Origin of the sequence: Streptomyces parvulus, assembly GCF_014648855.1 — a bacterium.
Lineage (GTDB): Bacteria > Actinomycetota > Actinomycetes > Streptomycetales > Streptomycetaceae > Streptomyces > Streptomyces parvulus.
The window spans coordinates 57,525-78,556 of sequence record NZ_BMRX01000004.1 but is presented as its reverse complement, the minus strand read 5'-3'; the positions used below and the strand labels follow the sequence as shown (position 1 = coordinate 78,556).

19 protein-coding genes are annotated in these 21,032 nt (G+C 73.3%); 12 read left to right on the top strand and 7 right to left on the bottom strand.

All coding sequences use genetic code 11. The features are described from left to right. Window positions 1-151: 151 nt before the first annotated feature. Window positions 152-1,996 carry a thiamine pyrophosphate-requiring protein gene (locus IE108_RS08250; RefSeq protein ID WP_064731509.1) on the bottom strand — a complete coding sequence of 615 codons (1,845 nt, stop codon included), beginning with the start codon at window positions 1,994-1,996 and terminating at the stop codon, window positions 152-154. A 100-nt stretch (window positions 1,997-2,096) separates the two neighbouring features. Continuing rightward, on the bottom strand, window positions 2,097-2,897 hold the full coding sequence (locus tag IE108_RS08245) for an SDR family NAD(P)-dependent oxidoreductase (protein ID WP_064731510.1): 801 nt from the start codon (window positions 2,895-2,897) through the stop codon (window positions 2,097-2,099). Window positions 2,898-3,081: 184 nt separating this feature from the next. Here IE108_RS08245 and IE108_RS08240 point away from each other — a divergent pair, with 184 nt between their 5' ends. Together IE108_RS08240 and IE108_RS08235 are read left to right on the top strand one after the other, a co-directional pair. Continuing rightward, on the top strand, window positions 3,082-3,303 hold the full coding sequence (locus IE108_RS08240; protein WP_064731511.1) for a DUF3072 domain-containing protein: 222 nt from the start codon (window positions 3,082-3,084) through the stop codon (window positions 3,301-3,303). Between the two features lie 109 nt (window positions 3,304-3,412). Beyond that, window positions 3,413-5,254: a SpoIIE family protein phosphatase gene (locus tag IE108_RS08235; RefSeq protein ID WP_064731512.1), complete on the top strand. Its 1,842-nt coding sequence runs from the start codon at window positions 3,413-3,415 to the stop codon at window positions 5,252-5,254. 141 nt (window positions 5,255-5,395) lie between these two features. On the opposite strand, the gene IE108_RS08230 is transcribed toward IE108_RS08235, so the two are convergent. Together IE108_RS08230 and IE108_RS08225 are read right to left on the bottom strand one after the other, a co-directional pair. Beyond that, a complete protein-coding gene (locus IE108_RS08230) occupies window positions 5,396-6,112 on the bottom strand; it encodes a hypothetical protein (RefSeq protein ID WP_064731513.1) in 717 nt (238 codons plus the stop codon). Window positions 6,113-6,183: 71 nt separating this feature from the next. After that, window positions 6,184-7,485, bottom strand: coding sequence for a PP2C family protein-serine/threonine phosphatase (locus IE108_RS08225; RefSeq protein WP_229851713.1), 1,302 nt, complete (start codon window positions 7,483-7,485; stop codon window positions 6,184-6,186). Between the two features lie 319 nt (window positions 7,486-7,804). On the opposite strand from IE108_RS08225, the gene IE108_RS08220 reads away from it, so the two are divergent. The 7 genes from IE108_RS08220 (at window position 7,805) to IE108_RS08190 (ending at window position 15,736) form a co-directional block, all read left to right on the top strand. Next, window positions 7,805-9,328: an FAD-dependent oxidoreductase gene (locus IE108_RS08220; RefSeq protein ID WP_064731514.1), complete on the top strand. Its 1,524-nt coding sequence runs from the start codon at window positions 7,805-7,807 to the stop codon at window positions 9,326-9,328. Window positions 9,329-9,521: 193 nt separating this feature from the next. Beyond that, a complete protein-coding gene (locus tag IE108_RS08215) occupies window positions 9,522-10,277 on the top strand; it encodes a (5-formylfuran-3-yl)methyl phosphate synthase (protein ID WP_064731515.1) in 756 nt (251 codons plus the stop codon). Between the two features lie 8 nt (window positions 10,278-10,285). Beyond that, entirely contained in the window at window positions 10,286-11,689 is a 1,404-nt protein-coding gene (locus tag IE108_RS08210) for an aldehyde dehydrogenase family protein (RefSeq protein ID WP_064731516.1), read from the top strand. 1 nt (window position 11,690) lies between these two features. Next, window positions 11,691-12,803 carry an NAD(P)-dependent alcohol dehydrogenase gene (locus IE108_RS08205; RefSeq protein ID WP_064731517.1) on the top strand — a complete coding sequence of 371 codons (1,113 nt, stop codon included), beginning with the start codon at window positions 11,691-11,693 and terminating at the stop codon, window positions 12,801-12,803. Next, window positions 12,800-13,708 carry an SAM-dependent methyltransferase gene (locus IE108_RS08200; protein ID WP_064731518.1) on the top strand — a complete coding sequence of 303 codons (909 nt, stop codon included), beginning with the start codon at window positions 12,800-12,802 and terminating at the stop codon, window positions 13,706-13,708. Before IE108_RS08205 ends, IE108_RS08200 begins: the two co-directional genes overlap by 4 nt. A gap of 61 nt (window positions 13,709-13,769) precedes the next feature. Continuing rightward, complete coding sequence (locus IE108_RS08195; RefSeq protein WP_064731519.1) at window positions 13,770-14,963, top strand: acyl-CoA dehydrogenase family protein; 1,194 nt, start codon at window positions 13,770-13,772, stop codon at window positions 14,961-14,963. Between the two features lie 233 nt (window positions 14,964-15,196). Next, complete coding sequence (locus IE108_RS08190) at window positions 15,197-15,736, top strand: EF-hand domain-containing protein (protein ID WP_064731520.1); 540 nt, start codon at window positions 15,197-15,199, stop codon at window positions 15,734-15,736. Between the two features lie 34 nt (window positions 15,737-15,770). Here the strand turns inward: IE108_RS08190 and IE108_RS08185 are convergent, their stop codons facing one another. Further along, window positions 15,771-16,676 (bottom strand): NADP-dependent oxidoreductase, encoded by a 906-nt coding sequence (locus tag IE108_RS08185; protein WP_064731521.1) that lies wholly within the window; start codon window positions 16,674-16,676, stop codon window positions 15,771-15,773. Window positions 16,677-16,835: 159 nt separating this feature from the next. On the opposite strand from IE108_RS08185, the gene IE108_RS08180 reads away from it, so the two are divergent. Both IE108_RS08180 and IE108_RS08175 read left to right on the top strand, forming a co-directional pair. Continuing rightward, the gene (locus tag IE108_RS08180) at window positions 16,836-17,351 is read left to right on the top strand and encodes a hypothetical protein (RefSeq protein WP_229851711.1); all 516 of its coding nucleotides are present in this window, start codon (window positions 16,836-16,838) and stop codon (window positions 17,349-17,351) included. 126 nt (window positions 17,352-17,477) lie between these two features. Continuing rightward, window positions 17,478-18,494, top strand: coding sequence for a YncE family protein (locus IE108_RS08175; protein WP_079163784.1), 1,017 nt, complete (start codon window positions 17,478-17,480; stop codon window positions 18,492-18,494). A 47-nt stretch (window positions 18,495-18,541) separates the two neighbouring features. Here IE108_RS08175 and IE108_RS08170 read toward each other — a convergent pair whose 3' ends face one another. Further along, on the bottom strand, window positions 18,542-18,883 hold the full coding sequence (locus IE108_RS08170; protein WP_064731523.1) for a hypothetical protein: 342 nt from the start codon (window positions 18,881-18,883) through the stop codon (window positions 18,542-18,544). Window positions 18,884-18,982: 99 nt separating this feature from the next. Next, the gene (locus tag IE108_RS08165) at window positions 18,983-19,897 is read right to left on the bottom strand and encodes an AraC family transcriptional regulator (protein ID WP_064731524.1); all 915 of its coding nucleotides are present in this window, start codon (window positions 19,895-19,897) and stop codon (window positions 18,983-18,985) included. 117 nt (window positions 19,898-20,014) lie between these two features. Between IE108_RS08165 and IE108_RS08160 the strand changes: the two genes are divergently transcribed. Next, on the top strand, window positions 20,015-21,031 hold the full coding sequence (locus IE108_RS08160; RefSeq protein WP_064731525.1) for an SDR family NAD(P)-dependent oxidoreductase: 1,017 nt from the start codon (window positions 20,015-20,017) through the stop codon (window positions 21,029-21,031). The last annotated feature ends 1 nt before the right edge of the window (window position 21,032 follow it).

Here is a 21,032-nt window from a genome sequence, read left to right as displayed (position 1 = left end):
CGTCGAGGCGTTGTTGCCGGGTTCCGTACCCAGACGAGAGCGGCCGGGCACCGAAAACGTGATCCCGGTCCGGTAGTTCACCGGTCGACGAGGATCAGCGGCACCACACTCGTGGTCACCCGCGGGGCGGGACGCGTGACCGCCCCGGTCCTCAGCCGCTGTCCTGACTGCTGTCGCGGGGTCCCGCGCCGGGCCGGTCACCACGGTGGCGGCTGCCCGGCAGCATCTCCTGGACCTTCGCCTTGAGGCCCTGCCTGATCATGCCCTGCCGGTCGCTGTCGCCGTGCAGTACCGCCGAGGCGGCGGCCTCGATCTGGTCCAGGGAGGCGTGCGGCGGGACGGGCGGCACGGCGGGGTCGGTGCGGAAGTCGATGACGAAGGGCCGGTCCGCGGCGAGCGCGCGGTCCCAGGCCGCCTCCACGTGCTTCGGCTTCTCCATTCGGACCCCGTCCAGGCCCATCTGCCGGGCGATGTCCGCGTAGGGCAGGTCGGGGATGTGCTGCGACGCCTCGAACTGCGGGGCGCCGGACATGGCGCGCATCTCCCAGGTGACCTGGTTGAGGTCGCCGTTGTTCAGCACCGCGACGATCAGCCGCGGGTCGGACCACTCGCCGTAGTACTTGGCGGCCGTGACCATCTCCATCATGCCGTTCATCTGCATGGCCCCGTCGCCGACGAGGGCGATCGCCGGGCGGTCGGGGTGGGCGAACTTCGCGCCGATGGCGTACGGCACGCCGGGGCCCATGGTGGCGAGGGTGCCGGACAGGGAACCCCGCATCCGGCCGCGCAGACGCAGGTGCCGCGCGTACCAGTTGGCGGCGGAGCCGGAGTCGGCGCTCAGGATCGCGTCCTCGGGCAGCCGGCCGTCCAGGGCGTGGACGACGTACTCGGGATTGACGGGCTCCGCGCTGACGGCGGCCCGCCGCTGCATGACCTCCCACCAGCGCGCGACGTTCTTCTCGATCCCCTCGCGCCAGGCCCGGTCCTCCTTGCGGTGCAGCCGGGGCAGCAGGCGTCGCAGCGTCTCGCGGGCGTCGCCGACGAGATTGACCTCGAAGGGATAGCGCAGGCCGATCATGTGCGGGTCGATGTCGATCTGCACCGCCCTGGCCTGGTCCAGCTCCGGCATGAACTGCGTGTACGGGAAGCTGGAGCCGATCATCAGCAGTGTGTCGCACTCCTGCATCAGCTCGTAGGAGGGACGGGTGCCGAGCAGCCCGATGGAGCCGGTGACGTAGGGCAGGTCGTCGGGGAGCGCGTCCTTGCCGAGCAGCGCCTTGGCCACCCCCGCGCCGAGCACGTCGGCCAGCTGCTCGACCTCGGCGCGTGCCCCGCGGGCACCCTGGCCGATCAGAACCGCGACCTTCTCACCGGCGTTGAGCACGTCGGCGGCCGCCCGCAGGTCCTCGTCGGCCGGGACCGGGGCGTACTGCCCCAGGCCGAGGCTGGAGGGCACCATCTTGAAGTCGTGCGTGGGCGGCTCGTAGTCCAGCTCCTGGACGTCCGCGGGAATGATGATCGCGGTGACCGTGCGCCTGGCGTACGCCGTGCGGAAGGCCCGGTCGATCAGGTTCGGCAGCTGCTCGGGCACCGTCGCCGTCTCGCAGAAGTCGGAGGCGACGTCCTTGTACAGGGCGGCGAGGTCCACCTCCTGCTGGTAGGAGCCGCCCATGGCGCTGCGGTTGGTCTGCCCGACCAGGGCCACCACCGGAACGTGGTCCAGTTTCGCGTCGTACAGGCCGTTCAGCAGATGGATCGCGCCCGGTCCCGAGGTGGCCGCGCACACCCCGACCCGGCCGGAGAACTTGGCGTAGCCCACGGCCTGGAAGGCCGCCATCTCCTCGTGCCGGGCCTGCACGAACCTCGGCCTGTTCTCCGCCCGCCCCCAGGCGGCCAGCAGGCCGTTGATGCCGTCGCCCGCGTAGGCGAAGACATGCTCGACGTCCCAGTCGCGCAGCCGCTTCAGGACGTAGTCGGACACCTTCGTACTGGCCATGCGAGTTCGCTCCCTCACTGATCCCGGAGACCGGCTGGGTATCCGGGCCGGTGAGCGGAAAACGTGGTGCGCCGCCCGCCAGCCCCGTCCGGGCCGTGCCTCAGGCCCCTTCGCCCGAGTCGGGCTCGGCCATCCTGCGGTGGGCCTCGGCCTTGAGCCTGTCGGGCAGCACCTTGTTCGCCAGACCCTGCGCCTTGGTTTTGGCGGATCCCGCGGTGACCTTGTCCCTGCCGGCGAAGAGCGCGTCCAGTCCCTGCCGCGCCACCTGCGCCGGGTCGTCCTTGTCCTGCCGGCCGACCGGCGTGTCGTCCATGCCGGCGCGGTGGAAGAAGTCGGTCTCGGTGGGGCCGGGCATCAGCGACGTCAGGGTGACGCCGGTGCCCTCGAACTCGTTGCCCAGTGCCTGGGTGAAGGACTGGAGGAACGACTTCGACGCGTTGTAGACCGCCTGGAAGGAGCCCGGCATCGTCGACGCGATCGAGGACGTGACGAGGACCCGCCCGGCGTCGCGGGCCGCCATGTCGCGCAGGACGAGTTTCGCCAGGTGGACGGTGGACCGGACGTTGAGGTCCACGATCTCCAGCTCGTCCGCGAGGTCGGTGTCGACGAAGGCGCCGCCCCGTCCCACACCGGCGTTGAGGACGGCGACGTCGAGCGGACGGCCGGTGGCGCCGACCGCGGCGTAGAGAGCCTCGGTGTGCTCGGGGAACCGCAGGTCGGCGGGGACGGTGTGGACGAGCGTCCCCGCCTCCCGGATGCTCCGCGCCGCCCGCTCGAGTCCGGCCTCGTCCTCGGCGTTGACGATCAGGTCGTATCCCCGCTCGGCGAGCTGCCTCGCCAGTTCCAGGCCGATACCGCTGGAGGCGCCCGTGACCAGGGCGAAAGGCTTGACGTCGTTCATGGCCGCTTCCCAGGGATGCGAGGTTCGGCAGGACGGCGGACCGGGCGGGGTCCGGCGCCCGGGCCCGGCCGCGTGGACCGGGCCGACAGCCGGGTTCCCCGCATCGCGGCCCCGGAACGGGGGCACCGGCGCCGGGTCGGCGTCACCCGGCGTCGACCCGGAGCGCGCGGGTAGTCGGGGTGGCATGAGCGAAACGGATCCGAGGAAGAACGTGCAGGACTGGGCCACCGGTGAGGAACCCGCGACCGGCCCGCAGCTCAGCTATCTCCGGACGCTGGCCCGGGAGGCGGGCGAAGAGGTCCCCGAGAACCTGACGAAGGCGGACGCGTCGCGGATGATCGACCGCCTGCAGCAGGCCTCGCCGCGGACGAAGGAGACGGGTCCGGGCGGCGGAGAGGCCACCTGACCGGCACCCCGGCCCGGCCGACGGCAAGCCGGGCCGGGCACGTGTGGACTACCGTTGGCGTGAGCCGGACCCAGCGGCCGGTGGGCCCGGACGAGTCGGGGAGGCGCCGGTGGCGAGCCCGGAGGACGAGGTGGTCGGCGACGCCGACCGGCTCCAGGCGGTACGCGACACCGGCCTGACCGCCGTCGCGGACGCCGACATGGACCGCTTCGCCCGCCTCGTCTCCCGCATGCTCGGCGTACCGGTGGCGCTGGTGTCCATGCTGGAGGACGCCCGCCAGGTCTTTCCCGGCATGGTCGGGCTGAGCGAACCGTGGGCGCGGACACGGCAGACCCCCCTGTCCCACTCGTTGTGCCACCACGTCGTCGCGAGCGGCGAGCCCTTCACCGTGGGGGACACCCGCGCGGACGAGCGGACGGCGGCGAGCCCGGCCATCGGCGACCTCGGAGTGCTCGGCTACGCGGGCATGCCGCTCACGGATGACGCCGGGCGGGTACTGGGCTCGCTGTGCGCCATCGACACCCGGCCCCGGCGCTGGAGCGACGAGGACCTGGCGGCGCTGCGCGACCTCGCGGCCGCGTGCAGCGCCGAGCTGCGCCTGCGCATCGCCTCCAGCCAGCGCGAGCTCGCGCGCCGGGGGGAGGCCCGGGCCCGTGAGCGGGCCGACGTGATGCAGCAGCGGACCCGGACGGCACTCAAACGCTCGCAGCTGCTGTTGCGCGCCGCGGACGCGCTGGCGGACACCACCGGTCTCAGCGAGGTCCGCCAACGCGTGCGGGAACTGGTCAGCGGCGACCTCAAGCCGCACTACGTCGGTCTGGTCCTCGCCGAGCGGCGGCGCATGCGCCGGCTGATCGACCGGACCGGCGTCGCTCCCGTGGAGTACTCCTACGAGACCTACTCGATCGACTCGGCCTGGCCCACCGCCCGGGCGGCACGCGAGAAGCGCACCGTCATCGTGCACAGCCCGGAGGAACTGGCCGAGCAGTACGGGCCGGACGCGGTCGCCGCCTTCGGGCAGCTCGGCCTGCACACGGCGGTGTGCGTTCCGCTGCCCGGCACCGTCAGCTCGCTCGGCACCCTCGTCCTCGGCTGGGCCCACCCCTACGAGATCGACGTGCTGGAGCAGGCCGTGCTCGCCTCGCTGGCCGGATACACCGCCCGCGCCGTCGAACGCGCCCTCTTCGTCGACGACCGCGTCCACGTGGCCCACCAGCTCCAGGAGGCCATGCTCACCGACCTTCCCACCGTCGACGGCCTGGACAGCGCCGCCCTCTACCGACCCGCCGCCCAGGCCGACATGGTCGGCGGCGACTGGTACGACCTGTACATCCTGCCCCCGGTACCGGACCGCGGGGAGGACTCCGCCACGGTCGCGCTCACCATCGGCGACATCACCGGCCACGACATGCACGCCGCCACCCTCATGGGCCAGACCCGCAGCATGCTCCGCCAGGCCGACCTCGACCACCCGGGAAAGGACCCCGCCCACATCGTGCGGGCCCTGGAGCACGCCAACCGCGAACTGCTCATCGGCTCCAGCGGCACCCTCGTCCACACGCACCTGCGCCCGTGCCCGCCGCCCGACGCCGAGACCTGGGAACTGACCTGGACCAACGCCGGTCACCCCCCGCCGCTGCTGGCCCTCCCCGACGGCACCACCGAACTCCTCCACGACCACGGCACCCTCATCCACCCCGGCCTCGACCCGTCCCCGCGCACGTCCCACCGGCGGGTCCTCGCCCCCGGCACGCTGCTGCTGCTCTACACCGACGGCCTCGTCGAGCGCAGGGGCGCCGACCTCGACGCGCTCACCGACCGCGCCGCCAGGGTCCTGAACACCCACCGCCGCGACGATCTCCCGGCGCTCCTGTCACACCTGGTCGACACCGTCGCGGGGCCGACCGCGCCCGACGACATCGCCCTCCTGGCCGTCCGCGTCAAGGAGTGAGCGGCGCACGGCGCGGGAGACCTTCCGGCGGTGCCCGGCGGGACCGCGGGCCGAGATCCCGTCACCAGTCCCGTCACCGGGTCCGGGGCGGTCCGGCCGGTCGGCCTCCACGACGGAACGCGCCTCGACGTCGGGAGCCCTTCACGGCGGCTTGCCGTGCTGCCGTTCCCGGCCGCGCGCGGTTCTGCCCCGCTGCACCGTCCGCCCGGCCCTGCCGCTCCCGCGCCCGGACTCCGGCGAGGCCCCCTCGGCAGTGCGCCGCGACGCCTTCCCGCCGGCCTCACCGGCGTCGTCGCCGACGTCCCGGACCGTCTTCCCGGTGCTCTCGCCGACGTCCCGGACCGTCTTCCCGGTGCTCTCGCCGAGGTCCCGGACCGTCTTCCCGGTGCTCTCGCCGACGTCCCGGACCGCGTCCCCGGCACCTTCCGCCAGCTCGCCCGCGACCCGGCCCGCGCCGCTGCCCAGGCTCTCGGCCGCGGCATCGAGGCCCGACGTCAGCTGTTCGAGGATCTGCGGATTGGCGTCGACCGTGGACAGGACCCTGCCGACCATCTCGGCGACGTTGTCCAGCCGGACCTTGAGCAGGGCCTGTGCCTGAACGCCCTTGATGTCGAGTTCCACCCGGCCGAGCGACACGTCGGCCCCGACGTTCAGCTTGAGGAGGTCGAGCACCTCCGCCCGCAGGGACACCCTGGCCTGCAGGTCCTCCACGTGCAGGCTGATCTCCTCGACGTGCAGCTCCGGCACGTCGAGGAGCACGTCCGGGTCACCGTCGTGCCCGGCACCGGTCTCCGCCTCCTCCTCGTCGTCCCACTCCTGCTCGAACGTCTCGGTCTCGGCGTCGTCGCGGTCTGGCATAAGACCCCTCAAATCGCATATTCGTCTCTTTTCATACTGCATCATCCGCACGTCGGAGCGCAGTGGGCCCGTCACGGCGTCCCGGTGCCGGAGTCGACGGTGATGTCCGGCGCGGACGGGAACCCGTGGAGCGGCAGCCCCGTCAGGTCCGCCGCCGACTCGGTGTCCCGCACGGTGTCGCCGAGCCACTCGCACATCAACACCGTGGCGTCGTCCTGGAGTTGCCCGTCGTGGTAGTCGAGGACGGCCTGCATCAGGCGGCGCAGCGTCTCCGGGACCGGCAGGCCGTCGGCGTGGTGGCGGATGAGGAAGTCGGTGAAGCGCTCCACGCCGAACTCGCTGTCGTCGTGGCGCCGGGCGTCGGTGATGCCGTCGGTGTAGAGGACGACGCGGTCGCCCGGCTGGAGCTGTTCCCGGCAGACGGCGTCGGCCAGGTTCAGGTCGGTGCCCATGGGGTGGGCCGGCGGGCACTGCAGGTGACTGACCCAGCGGTTGCCGCGGATGACGATGGGCGGGTGGTGGCCGCGGTTGACCCAGCTCAGCTCCCCCGTGCGGGTGTCGAGGGTGGCGAGGATGCCGGTGACGTACCTGCGGTGGCCGTACTGCTCGACGAGGGCGGCCTCCACCGCGGCGCCCTTGGCGGCCAGGCCGGCACCCTGACGGCGGGCGTTGCGGCAGGCACCCAGCGCCAGCGCTCCGCACAGGCCGGCCGCGTTGTCGTGGCCCATGGCGTCGAACAGCGTCAGATGCACCAGCGGCCCGTCCAGGGCGTACTCGTAGACGTCTCCGCTGATCTGGTAAGTCGGCTCCATCACGGCGGAGATGACGACCCGCCCGTCGGCGTAGGTGCGCGGCGGCATCAGGTTCCACGCCATCTCCGCCGCGATGTTCATGGGCTCGGTCCGCAGCAGCCGGGCCAGTGTGTCGCTGGAGGTGCGTTTGGTGGTGATCAGCAGCGCCACGAGCGCCGCGAGGCGGTCCGCGTCCTCGCGGGCGCGGGCGTCGTCGTGCGCCGAACGCAGGCGCAGCAGCCCGAGCCGCTCGGTGCCGTCCACCAGGGGCACCCACCAGTCGGTGCCGGGATCGTCCTGAGGCGCGGCGGAGGTGAGCCGCCCCCGCTGGTAGGCCCGCCCGGGCGAGGTGCCCTCGATGCGGAACTCCCGCTCGGCTCCTCGCGGCGGCCCGTCCGGCCCGGTCAGCAGGTGCAGGCTCTGGTGCCCGAGGTCCGAGACGTAGACGAGTACGTCGGTGAAGCCCGCGGCACGCGCGTGCGTGCACACCGTGTCCGGCAGCGCGTCGACCGGCATGAGGTGGCCCGCGTCCAGCAGCCCGGCGAGCATCGCCCGGGCCCCGGCGTCACGGCCCACGTCCACGGCCAGCTCCCTCCCGCTCGGCAGCCGCCCCCGCGTCACGTACTGGGGCCCATCGCAGCACAGGAGGCCCGCGCGCACCATCGGAGGGCGCACGCGAAGCGGTCTCGGGTTCCCCGGGGCCCGAAGGCCCCGAGGAACTCGGGGCTGTCTGCTCAACCCCTGGAGGGCGAGTAGCCCCGCTCAAATGCCTCACACCCGCACACCCGGCCCGAGTACCGGCATGGCCGCCGGGCCGGCCTCTCACTCCCTGACGCCCGGCCGGCGCCCGGGGCGCCGCAAGCCCGTCAGTGAAGCCGCCGCATCGGGGTACCCGGCCGGCATGACGGAGAACGCGCAGGTCAACGGCTCGTACTGGCTGCAGACGGCCCCCGGTGGTGCGCCGCGTCCCGCCCTCGACGGGGATCTGGAGACCGACGTCGTCGTGATCGGTGCCGGCATCGCCGGGCTCAGCGCGGCCTGGGAGCTGACACGGGCGGGCCGCCGAGTCGCGGTACTGGAGGCCGGGCGCGTCGCCGCCGGCGTCACCGGCCACACCAGCGCGAAGCTGACCGCCCTGCACACCCTCGTCTACGACAAGCTGCGCCGCACCCGCGGCCCCGAGGGCGCCCGCCTGTACGCCCGCTCCCAGTCCGAGGCCATCGAACACGCCGCCGGCATCGTCACCGACCTAGGCGTCGACTGCGACTGGGAGACCCGCGACGCCTACACGTACGTCCGCGATCCGGGCCGCGCGGACGAACTGCGGGCCGAGGCGGCCGCCGCGGCGGACGCGGGCCTGCCGGCGTCCTTCGTGACGGAGACGGGGCTGCCGTTCCCCGTCGCGGGCGCCGTCCGCGTGCGGGGCCAGGCGCAGTTCCACCCCCGCAAGTACCTGCTGGCCCTCGCCGAGGACCTGGAGGCGCGGGGCGGGCGGATCTTCGAGAACACGCCCGTGCACGGGCTGGACGGCGGCACCCCCTGCCGCGTCTCCACCGGCGCGGGCGCGACCGTCACCGCCCGGGACGTCGTGGTCGCCACCCACTACCCGGTGTTCGACCGGGCCCTGCTCTTCGCCCGTCTCGCCCCGCGCCGCGAACTGGTCGTCGCCGGGAGCATCGAGGCCGCCCGCGACGTCGACGGCATGTACATCACGCCGGAGGAGAACACCCGCTCGGTCCGCACCGCGCCGCTGGACGACGAGGGACGCAGGCTGCTCATCGTCACCGGCGAGCACTTCACGCCCGGCACGGGCGACACCCGGGAACGCTTCGAGCGCCTGTCCGCGTGGGCCGGCGAGCACTTTCCCGGCGCCGGCCTCACCCACGCCTGGGCCACGCAGGACATCGACCCCTCCGACACCGTGCCGATGGTGGGCCCCCTGCATCCCGGCGCACAGCACACCTACGTCGCCACCGGCTTCGGCGGCTGGGGGCTGAGCGGCGGCATCATGGCGGGCCGGCTGCTCACCGCCTGGATCACCGGTGAGGAGTGCGCGTGGGCCGGGCTGTACGACCCCCGCCGACTGCGCACGGCGGTGCGCGAGGCGCCCACGCTGCTCAAGGCGCAGGCCGAGGTCGCCGGCCACTTCGTCGGCGACCGGCTGCGGCCCGCACCCCCGGTGGACGCGCTGCCGCCCGGCGAGGGCGCGGTGGTCAGGGCCGGCGGCGACCGCCTCGCGGTCTACCGCGACGAGGCCGGCACGCTCCACGCCCTCTCCCCGCGCTGCACCCACCTCGGCTGCCTGGTCGCCTTCAACGCCGCCGAACGCGCCTGGGAGTGCCCCTGCCACGGCTCCCGCTTCGACACCGACGGCAAGGTGATCGAGGGCCCGGCGACCAAGCCGCTGGAGCGGCGCGACATCTGACCGCGCGCGCCCGGACCAGCGCGGACGGCGCACTGCGCCGGGCGCGGGGGTCCCGCGGCAACGCCCCATTCGTCCCCCTGCGCGCCCTGCCGGGCCCGCGTCACCCGCGTAAATGATGTGCGGACCGCACGTGCACCAGGCGAATCCGCGCACCCGCCCTCGGCAGGCGGGCCACGCAGGGAAGGACACCACCTTGCTGCTTCTCATCTCTCCGGACGGAGTCGACGAGGCCCTCGACTGCGCCAAGGCGGCCGAACACCTCGACATCGTCGACGTCAAGAAGCCCGACGAGGGCTCGCTCGGCGCCAACTTCCCGTGGGTCATCCGGGAGATCCGGGCGGCGATACCGGCCGACAAGCCGCTCTCCGCCACCGTCGGCGACGTCCCCTACAAGCCCGGCACGGTCGCCCAGGCCGCGCTCGGGGCGGTCGTCTCCGGCGCCACCTACATCAAGGTCGGCCTCTACGGATGCTCCACGCCCGAGCAGGCCGTCGACGTCATGCAGGGCGTCGTCCGCGCCGTGAAGGACCACCGGCCGGACGCCTTCGTCGTCGCCTCCGGCTACGCCGACGCCCATCGGATCGGCTGCGTCAACCCGCTCGCCCTGCCCGACATCGCCCGCCGCTCCGGCTCCGACGCCGCCATGCTCGACACCGCCGTCAAGGACGGGACGCGGCTGTTCGACCACCTCCCGCCCGACGTCTGCGGGGAGTTCGTCCGGCGCGCCCACGACGCCGGCCTCCTGGCCGCGCTGGCGGGCAGCGTCAAGACCGGCGACCTGGGCGACCTGGCCCGCATCGGCACGGACATCGTCGGCGTACGCGGGGCGGTCTGCGAGGGCGGCGACCGCAACGCGGGCCGCGTCCAGCCGCACCTGGTGGCCGCCTTCCGGGCGGAGATGGACCGGCACGTCCGCGAACACACGGTCACCGTCCCCGCGGCGAGCTGACCGCCACCATGGCGACAGAGACCCGAGGACGCCACCCGGAGACCCGCAGCGGATACTTCCCCGTCGTCGACCCGTCGACGGGCGAGCCCTTCGACGAGGCACCGGACCGGCACCCGGACGACCTGGACTCCGTGGTCGACCGCGCGCACACGGCCTGGCACGGCTGGCGCGCGGACCCGGCCGCCCGTACGGCCGCGCTGCTCGCCGCCGCGGACGCCGTCGAGGCGGCCGGCCCCGACCTCGCCGCCCTGCTCACCCGCGAGCAGGGCAAACCCCTGGCCGAGTCGCACGCGGAAGTGGCCCGCACGGCCGCCCGGCTCCGCCACTTCGCCGACCCCGGCGACCCGACCCGCCCGATCACGGACGGCCGGCCGGTACGCAGCGAGCTGCGCTGGCGGCCGCTCGGCCCGGTCGCCGCGATCGTCCCGTGGAACTTCCCGCTGCAACTCGCCTCGGCGAAATGCGCGCCGGCACTCGCCGCGGGCAACACGGTCGTCCTCAAGCCCTCCCCGTACACGCCCCTCGCCACCCGCCTGCTGGCGTCCGTCGTCTCCGCCGCCCTGCCGGAGGGTGTCCTGACCGTCGTCACCGGCCGCGAGCCCCTGGGGGAGCGCCTCGCCTCGCACCCGGGGATCCGGCACGTGACCTTCACCGGCTCGGCCCCCACCGGACGCGCCGTCGCCAGGGGCGCGGCGGCCTCCCTGGCCCGAGTCACCCTGGAACTCGGCGGCAACGACGCCGCCGTACTGCTGGACGACGTCGACGTGGAGAAGATCGCGGACCGCCTGTTCGAGGCGGCCTTCCGCAACTGCGGACAGGTCTGCATGGCGGTCAAGCGCGTCTACGCCCCGGCCCGCCTCCACTCCCTGGTCGTGGAGGCCCTCGCCCACCGGGCGAGGACCGCGGTCGTGGGCCCCGGACTCGACCCGGCCTCGCAACTCGGCCCCCTCAACAACGCGGCGCAACTGGCCCGCGTCGCGCACCTCACCGCCCGCGCCCTCGCGGACGGCGCCCGGGCCGCCGCCGGCGGCCACCGGCTGGACCGGCCGGGGTACTTCTTCGCCCCGACGATCCTGACGGACGTACCGGTCGGCAGCCCGGTGGTGACCGAGGAGCAGTTCGGCCCCGTCCTGCCGGTCCTGCCGTACGAAAGCCTCGACGAAGCCGTCGAAGCCGCCAACGGCACCCGCTTCGGGCTCGGCGGCTCGGTCTGGGGGACCGACGCCGACCGGGCCGAGGCCGTGGCCGGCCGGCTGGAGTGCGGGACGGCGTGGGTCAACCACCACGCCGAGCTGTCCCTCGCCCAGCCCTTCGCGGGAATCAAGGACAGCGGCGTAGGCGTCTCCGGCGGACCGTGGGGCCTCTACGGGAACCTCAGGCCGTTCGTCGTGCACCGCCTGGAGGAGGCCTGACGTGAGATTCCGCGCGGCCGTACTGCGCTCGTACGGGAAACCGTTCGCCGTCGAGGAGGTGGCGCTGGACGAGGCCCCCGCCGCCGACGAGGTCCTGGTCCGGATCGCGGGCTGCGGCCTGTGCCGGACCGACCTCGCGGTACGGCACTCCGCCGGCCGCTCCCCCCTGCCGGCCGTCCTCGGTCACGAGGGTGCCGGCGTCGTCGTGGAGAGGGGCGAAGCGGTCACCGGCCTGGATCCCGGCGACCACGTCGTGCTGAGCTTCGACTCCTGCGGGCACTGCCGAAACTGCGTCGGCGCCGCCCCCGCCTACTGCGACTCGTTCGCCGCCCTCAACCTCCACGGCGGACGCCCCGAGAACGCCGCCCGGTTCACCGACGCCGCCGGCGCCGCACTCGCCCCACGCTGGTTCGGCCAGTCCTCCTTCGCCGAGTACGCGGCCGTCCCGGCCCGCAACGCCGTCCGGGTCGACCCGGCGCTGCCGCTCCACCTGCTCGGACCGCTCGGCTGCGGGTTCCTCACCGGCGCCGGCGCGGTCCTCAACTCCTTCGCCGCCGGCCCCGGCGACACCCTCGTGGTCCTCGGCGCCGGGGCGGTCGGCCTCGCGGCCGTGATGGCGGCCGGCGCCGCCGGCGCGGTGACCGTCGCCGTCGACCGGCACCCGGAACGGCTGGACCTCGCCGAACGCTTCCACGCCATCCCCGTGTCCGCCGCGTCGCCCGGCCTCGGCGACCGCATCCGACGACTGACCGGCGGCGGAGCCCACTACGCCCTGGACACCACCGCCTCGGCCGAGCTGATCAACGGCGCCCTCCACGGCCTGCGCCCCACCGGCCGCCTCGGCCTGGTGGCGCGGCTGCACACCACCCTGCCCCTCGAACCCGGAACACTCGACCGGGGCCGCCGCATCTCCCACATCTGCGAGGGCGACGCCGTGCCCGCACTGCTGATCCCCCGGCTGACCGCCCTCTGGCAGGCCGGGCGCTTCCCCTTCGACCAGCTGATCCGCACCTACCCGCTCGCCGACATCAACGAGGCCGAACAGGACTGCGACGCGGGCCGCGTCGTCAAACCCGTACTCATCCCGGAACCGATCGGGGGACATGACGCATGACCCATACGGCACAGCAGGACACCGGTGTGGACGGGGTGGCAGGAGGGGTCGGTCTGACCGCCCTCCTGGTCGCCGCGGCCCGGGCGCTCGAGACCCACCGGCCCGACAGCCTGGCCCAGGACGCCTACGCGGAGCACTTCGTGCTCGCCGCCCCCGCGTCCGCCGGCTGGCCGGTCCGCCCGGAACAGGTTCCGGACGCGGACGCGGACCCGCTGTGGGGGCGGTTCGCGCGCTACTTCGGCCTGCGGACCCGCGTCCTCGACGACTTCGTCCTCGACACGGTGCGCACCGGCGGGGTCCGCCAAGTCGTGCTGCTCGGCGCGGGGCTGGACGCGCGGGCCTTCCGCCTCGACTGGCCGCCCGGCTGCGTGGTGTTCGAGATCGACCGGGGCGGTGTCCTCGACTTCAAGCACCAGGTGCTCGCGGGCGTGTCCGCCGCACCGCTCACGACCCGCGTGCCCCTCCCCGTCGACCTGCGCGACGACTGGGTCGGTGCGCTGACCGACGCGGGCTTCGACCCCGAAGCACCGACCGTCTGGCTGGCCGAGGGACTGCTCTTCTACCTGCCCCGCGCCGCCGAGACCTACCTCGTCGACACGGTGGACCGCCTGAGCGCGGCTGGCAGCGCGCTGGCCTACGAGGCCAAACTGGAGAAGGACCTGATGGCCTACCGCGACAGCCCCCTCTACACCGCCACGCGCCGGCAGATCGGCATCGACCTCCTGGATCTGTTCAGCCGCGAGCCGCGCCCCGACTCCGCCGGCGACCTGACGGGCAGGGGCTGGACGACCTCCGTCGGCACGCCCTTCGACTTCACCCGCAGGCACGGACGCGGCCCACTGCCCGAGCGGAACGACGCACTGGCGGGCAACCGGTGGGTCTTTGCGGTGAAACACCGCCGGTAGGAGGGCCCACACCGTGATCGGCCGGGGGCTTGCCACGGCGCGAGCGTGGAAGAAGGGCCCCATGAGTTCACTCACGACGCAGCAGAACCCGGCCGACTTCTACGACTTCGAGGGCGCCCTGTCGGAGGAGGAACGCAAGGTCCTGGCGAGGACACGGGCGTTCATGCGCGAGGAGGTCCAGCCCCTGGTCGCCGCGCACTGGGCCGAGGGGACGTTCCCCAGAGAGCTGATCGACCGCTTCCGCGAGAGCGGACTGGTCGGCCTGCCCTACGAGGGATACGGCGAACCCGGCCCCGCCGCCTCCCACTTGCTGACCGGCATGATGGCCATGGAGATGAGCCGCGTCGACGCCTCCGTGGCCACCTTCTTCGGCGTCCACAACGGACTGGCGATGTACGCCATCCAGTCCGGCGGCGACCAGGAGCAGCGCGACCGGTGGCTGCCCGGCATGGCGACCATGGAGACGGTCGGGGCGTTCGCGCTGACCGAACCGCTCGACGGCTCCGACATCGCGGCGGGCATGCACACCACCGCCCGCCGCGACGGCGACACCTGGGTGCTCGACGGCGAGAAGCGCTGGATCGGCAACGCCACCTTCGCCGACCACGTCGTGGTGTGGGCCCGTGACGTGGACGACGACCAGGTCAAGGGATTCGTGGTCGGGCGGGGGACGCCGGGCTTCGAGGCCACGCGGATCGAGCACAAGACATCGCTGCGCATCGTGGAGAACGCGGACGTCGAACTCACCGGCGTACGGGTGCCCGAGACCGACCGCCTCCAGAACGTGTCGTCCTTCCGCGACGTCGCGGAGATCCTGCGGGCCACGCGCAGCGGCGTCGCCTGGCAGGCCCTCGGCGTCATGATCGGCGCCTATGAACTGGCGCTGCGCTACGCCACCGAGCGGGAGCAGTTCGGCAGGCCCCTGGCGGGCTTCCAGCTCGTCCAGGACCTCCTGGTGAAGAGCCTGGCCAACATCACCTCCAGCTGGGGGCTGCTGCTCCAGCTCGCCCGCCTGCAGGACGCGGGCACCTTCCGCGACGAGCACTCCTCCCTGGCCAAAGCCCACGTGACCGCTCGGATGCGGGAGGTGGTGGCCTGGGCGCGGGAGATATTCGGAGGCAACGGCATCGTGCTGGACTACGACGTGGCCCGGTTCTTCGCGGACGCCGAGGCCATCTACTCCTTCGAAGGCACCCGGGAGATGAACACCCTGATCGTCGGCAAGGCGATCACCGGGGAGAGCGCCTTCGTCTGATCAGCGGCGCACGGAGAGCGCACAGGGCACAACGGGCGCGGCGTCCACCGGGACGCCGCGCTTCCCCGTGCGGCGGCGTCCGACGCGTCGGCGGGAGGGATACGCCCAATCGTGTGCACGGGACGGCCTTCGCCACCGCGACCGTCCCGCCGGCCCGATAGTGGACGAGCCGCCGGCCGCGGAGCCGGCGCGCACCCACGGCAGTACTCCACCCGGAAAGTTCGAGGTGCACCATGACGCCCACCAGCGAGGCGACGGACCGTGTCCAGCTGGTCTTCTCCCTCTTCGACGCCGACGGGAACGGCTACCTGGAGCCGGCCGACTTCGAGCTGATGAGCGACCGCGTCGTGGCGGCCGTACCGGCGGCCGGCGACGCCGTGAAGGACCGGCTCGCCGCGTCCTTCCACCGCTACGGTGACACGCTCCTGACCGAGCTGGACGCCAACGGCGACGGGCGGATCAGCCCCGAGGAGTTCGACTCCGTCGTCCTCAACCCCCAGCGCTTCGGGGCCGCCGTCGACGAGTTCGCGGAGGCACTCGCGGCGATGGGGGACCCGGAGGGTGACGGCCTCGTCGCCCGGCCCGAGTTCGTCGCACTGATGCTGGCCATCGGCTTCCGGCGGCCCAACATCGAGGCCCTGTTCGACGCCTTCGGACCGGACGGGGACGACCGTATCCGGGTGACCACCTGGGCGGACGGGATCCGGGACTTCTACCGGCCGGAGAAGTCCGGCATCCCCGGCGACCACCTGACCGCGAACGCCTCCGCCTGACGCGAACGGCGCCGGCGGTGGCCGTTGGGGAGGCTCAGACGCGCACCACGAGCTTCCCCCGGGTGTGTCCGCGCTCGACGTGGGCGTGCGCCTGCGCGATGTCCTCGACGGAGTACGTCCGCTCGACACGCGGCGTGTAGCGGCCCTGCCGGCCCAGTTCGGCCGCCTCGGCGAGGAGCGCGGGGTCGTTCTCCGCGTTGGCCGCCCGCACGCCCAGCCGCCGCGCGTTGACGTGGTCGGCGACCGTCACCACGCGCGCCGGGTCGCCGACGATCGCGACGAGGTCGGGCAGCGAACCGGAGGCCGCGGTGTCGAGCACCAGGTCGACGCCGGCCGGAGCCAGGGAGGCCAGGCGTTCGGCGAGACCGGTTCCGTAGGTGGTGGGGACGGCTCCGAGAGAGGTGAGGAAGGCGTGGTTGCGCTCGCCGGCCGTCCCGATCACCGTGGCACCCCGGGCCACCGCGATCTCGACCGCCGCACTGCCCACCCCGCCGGCGGCGCCCTCCACGAGAAGCGTGCGCCCCCGCAGGGGCCCCAGCGCGTTCAGCCCGCCCAGCGCGGTCACGGACGCCAGTCCGGCGCCGGCGGCCTCCTCGTCGGTCCAGGCGTCCGGCGCCGGGGCCCAGGCCGACAGCACGGCCAGCTCCGCCGTCGCCCCGGTGACACCGCCCAGCCCGAAGACCCGGTCGCCGACGGCCACACCCCGCACACCTTCGCCGGTCTCGTCGACCACACCGGCGGCGTCCCGCCCGGGAATCGCCGGCAGGTCCACGGGGAGCACCTCCCGCACCGCGCCGGCCCGCACCTTCCAGTCGACGGGATTGACCCCGGCCGCCGCGACGCGGATCCGGACCTCGCCCGGCCCGGCGTGCGGTTCCGGCACCTCCTCGACCACCAGGGTCTCCACACCGCCGTACTCGTGAAAGCGGACTGCGCGCATGACGTTCTGCCTCTCCTGACGGCCGGGTACGGCCGGGTCTCGGACGGTGCACATGATCGGCGAACGCCGACGCCCCCTACGCTAAAACCTGACACCAGTGTCAGGGGCAAGTCGCCGGGGACGCGCCGCATTCCTGATCGCTCTCCGGGAAGGCGACGGATGCCGGACCACACTCGCGACCACCCGCACACCGACGACCCGCCAGGGGAGTGCCGCATGCTGGAGATCAAACGGGAACGCGCCTTCGGGCGCACGTACCGCATCCTGTCGGACGGCGCGCCCGTCGCGCGATGGTCCGCCCACGCCTGGAAGTCCGGCGGACGGGTCGAGGTGGCCGGTGAGACCTTCGAGCTGCGCTCCGGCAAGTGGGGCCGGTCCTTCGAGATGTTGGCGGGGGACACGGTCCGCGCCGAGGCACACCGGTCCGGCCGCCGGTGGGTCGTCACGGGTGAGGGCGGCGAGTACGAGCTGACCCGCCAGTCCCTGCGCGGAAACCGGCGGCTGGTCCAGGGCACGCGCGTCCTGGGCGAGTTCCGGCGCAGCGGCTTCGGCACCGGCCTGACCGCCGAACTCACCGACGTGCCGCTCTCCCTCCAGATCTTCACCGGCCTGGTGGCCGTCTCGCTCCAGCACCGCCAGAACACGGCTGCCGCGGCGTCGGCCTCCAGCGGCTGACCGGGGACACGCCGCGCAAGCCGGTTGACCTCAACCTCCGTGCACAGCAGGCTCGTTGACGTACGCGTGGTGCCGTGGTGCCTCGCGCGACCGGCGGTGACCTCCCAGAGGACGGGGTGAAGGACTGTGGCGACACGTCGCGCGGTGATCATGGCGGCGGGCGCCGGGGCACTGGCGTCCGGTGTGGCGATGCCGGCCGCCGGCGACCCGGGGAGCGACGTGCTGGCGGTCGTGGAGAAGAGCGGCCACGCGGTCGGCTTCTACGAGACACCGTCGGGCCGGCTGCTGCGGAAGGTGGCCCTGCCCGACTACCCGCACGAGATGGTCGTCGACTCCCACCGGCGATTCGCGTACGTCGGACACTACGGGGTGCGCATGTCCGCGACGGCCGGCGAGGGCGGCGCCGCGGTCTTCGTCGTCGACCTCGCCGAGCGGACGCTCGCGAGGACGATCGACACCCGGCCGTTCAACCGCGTCCACGGCATGGGCATCGACGACCGCGACCGCCTCTACGCGCTCAGCGAGGAGAAGGCGATGCTGCTCGGCTTCGACACACCGTCGACCGACGTGGCACCGACGCGAGCGGTCCCCGCGCACGGTGTGAAGACCCACCTGTTCACCCTCAGCAGGGACGGCGAACGCGCCTATGTCACCGGCCTCCTGTCCCACACGGTGAGCCTCGTGCGCCCCCACGACGCCTCCGCCCCGCCGCTCGTGGTGACCCCCGGTCAGCTGCCCGAGAGCAGCTGCCTCAGCCGCGACGAGAGGACCCTGTTCGTCGGCGCACGCAAGAGTTCCGCCCTGGTCGCCGTCGACGCGCGGACCATGAGGGTCCAGCGGAGCCGGAAGGTGGGCGGCGACCCGCTGCGCGTCTACACCGTCGACGAGGACCGGCTGCTGGCGACGGACATCGCCGCCAACACCCTCACCCTCTACAGCACGGCGCTCCGCCCGATCCGCTCACTGAGACTCGACGGCATCCCGGCGGCCGTCTCCTTCCACCCCCACAGACCACTGGCGTACGTGTCCCAACTGGGCACCAACAGCGTGGCCGTCGTCGACCTGGAGCGCTTCGCCGTCGTCGGCGGTTTCGGCACCGGCCCGGAACCGGACTCCTCGGTGCTGCTGCCGACGGCCGGATAGGGACGGGGCCGCGGCCGGCTCACGAGTCCGTGTCGCGCCCCGTCGCGTCAGACCGGCGCGGCACCGCCGAGGACCAGTTCGACCTCGTCTCCGGCGAGGACCGTGCCGCGCACCACCCAGCCGCGTCCGCCGATGGAGGTCCCCGCCGCCGTGGTGTAGGCCGCGACGACGAGCACGGGATCCGCCGGACCGTCCGTCGACAACCGCGCGTACGCGATCACTCCGTCGGAGAAGCGCACATCCACGTCGACCGGGACGGGCCGGGCCGCGAAGCCCCGCGGATCGGGCAGCCCCTGGACACGGCACCGGGCCCCGGGAAACAGGTGCGTGTGATCACACACGGCCGCATACGTGTCCGCGTCGGCCGGCCCGGTGGGGGAGGGGGGCATGCGGGACCTCCGCGAGAGGGAGAGGGGCGGTGCTTCGCCCGGTGACTCTAGGCCACCCTCGCGGACCACCGGCGCAGGTGCGGGGGTGGTTTCGCTCCTTCACGTACGCGTGGGCCGACGACGGTACTCCCCGGGCGTCGTCCCCGTGATCCGCTTGAAGGCGACGCTGAGGGCGCTCTCGGACCCGTAGCCCACGGAACGGGCGATCGAAGCCAGAGTGGCGCCGTCCTTCCGCAACCGCCGGGCCGCCAGCTCGATGCGCCAGTGGGCGAGGTACTCCAGGGGCCCCTGGCCGACCGCGGCCTTGAAGCGCGCGGCGAGCGTGGAGCGGGACACTGCGGCGGCGTCGGCCAGTTCGGCCACCGTCCACGCGTGCGCGGGGTTCCCGTGCAGGGCGGTCAGCGCCTGCGCGACCACCGGGTCCGTGAGCCCGGACAGCCAGCCGGACGCCGCCCGGGGAGACTGTTCGAGATGCAGCCGCAGCATGTGCACGAGCATCACCACGGCCAGGTGCTCCGCCACCAGGGCGCCGGCCATCGGCCGGCCCGTCAGCTCCTGGTTGATGGCGGCCAGGGCCCACCGCACGGTCTCGGCGTGGGGTGTGCCCGCGGAGACGTGGAGGACCGGCGGCAGTTGGCCGAGCAGCAGGTCCTGCGCGCGGTTGCTGAAGGCGAAGCCACCGCCGAGGAGAAACACGTCGGACCCCTGACCCGCCCGGGCGATGCCGTCGACGGCACCGGCGAAAACCGTGCTGCCCTCCACCGGATCCGTCTCCGGGTCACTGCGCAGAATGTAGGAGCGCGGCCGGGTCAGCAGATAGCAGTCGCCTTCCGCCAGCTCGAACGGTTCCGGCACCCCGTCGACCACCAGCTGGCAGGAGCCCTTACGGACGGCGTTGAACTTCACGACAGGGGGCGCGTCGAAGCGGACGGCCCAGCGTCCGCCCGCGACCAACCCGGCGGAGAGCCGGCTCCGGGTCTCCAACAGGGTCAGCACGTCCTCGAGCGGATCCATCGCCGAGCTCCCCTCCTCACCGCCGCGGCCTCGACTTCCTGAGACGTCGGACGCTCGCTAAAGAAATGTGGATTCTGAATGATAGTAGATCCAGTGAGCTCATCGTAGCTTGGACGCATGACGACGAATCCGAGTCCACGGCCCGCCCCTGACGGCCACCGCCCCCTGCCGGCCGTCTCCGCACCCTTGACCACTCCCTTCGGCCCCGACGCCCGCGCCCGCGACGTCATCGACGGCGTGGACCTCACCGGTCGCCGCGCCGTCGTCACGGGCGGTGCCTCCGGTCTCGGCGCCGAGACGGTCCGGGCCCTGGCCGCCGCCGGCGCGGAGGTGACGGTCGCCACGCGCCGCGTCGAGTCCGCACAGCCGCTGCTCTCCGAGCTGACGGCCGCCGGGGGAGCGAGCCGGGTGCACGTAAGGGCCCTCGACCTGGCCGATCCCTCCTCGGTCGACGCCTTCGCGCGCACATGGAACGATCCCCTCGACATCCTCGTGGCGAACGCCGGGATCATGGCGCTACCCACCCGCACTCTGACTCCGCGCGGCTGGGAGATGCAGCTCGCCACCAACTACCTGGGTCACTTCGCCCTGGCCCTGGGTCTGTACCCGGCCCTGCGCGATGCCGGCTCGGCGCGCATCGTGGTGGTCAGCTCGGGCGCCCACCGCGGCGCGCCCTTCGACTTCGGCGACCCCCACTTCGAGCGGCGCCCGTACGACCCGTGGACGGCGTACGGGCAGTCGAAGACCGCCGACGTCCTGTTCACGGTGGGCGCCCGCCGCTGGGCGGCGGACGGCATCACGGCCAACGCCCTCAACCCCGGCTACATCCTCACCGGCCTGCAACGCCACGTGGACGACGACACGATGCGCGCGTTCGGCGTGATGGACGACCAGGGCAACGTCAAGCCCCTGCCCTACTACAAGACCGCGGAACAGGGCGCCGCCACCTCCGTCCTGCTGGCCGCGTCCCCCCTCCTGGACGGCGTCACCGGCCGCTATTTCGAGGACAACGCCGAGGCCCGCACCGTCCGGGCCGGCGAAGAGGAGCCCGGTGGCGTGGCCGGCCACGCGCTCGACCCCGACGCGGCTGACCGGCTGTGGGAGTACGCGGCGAAGGCCCTGCGCGAGGGCTGAG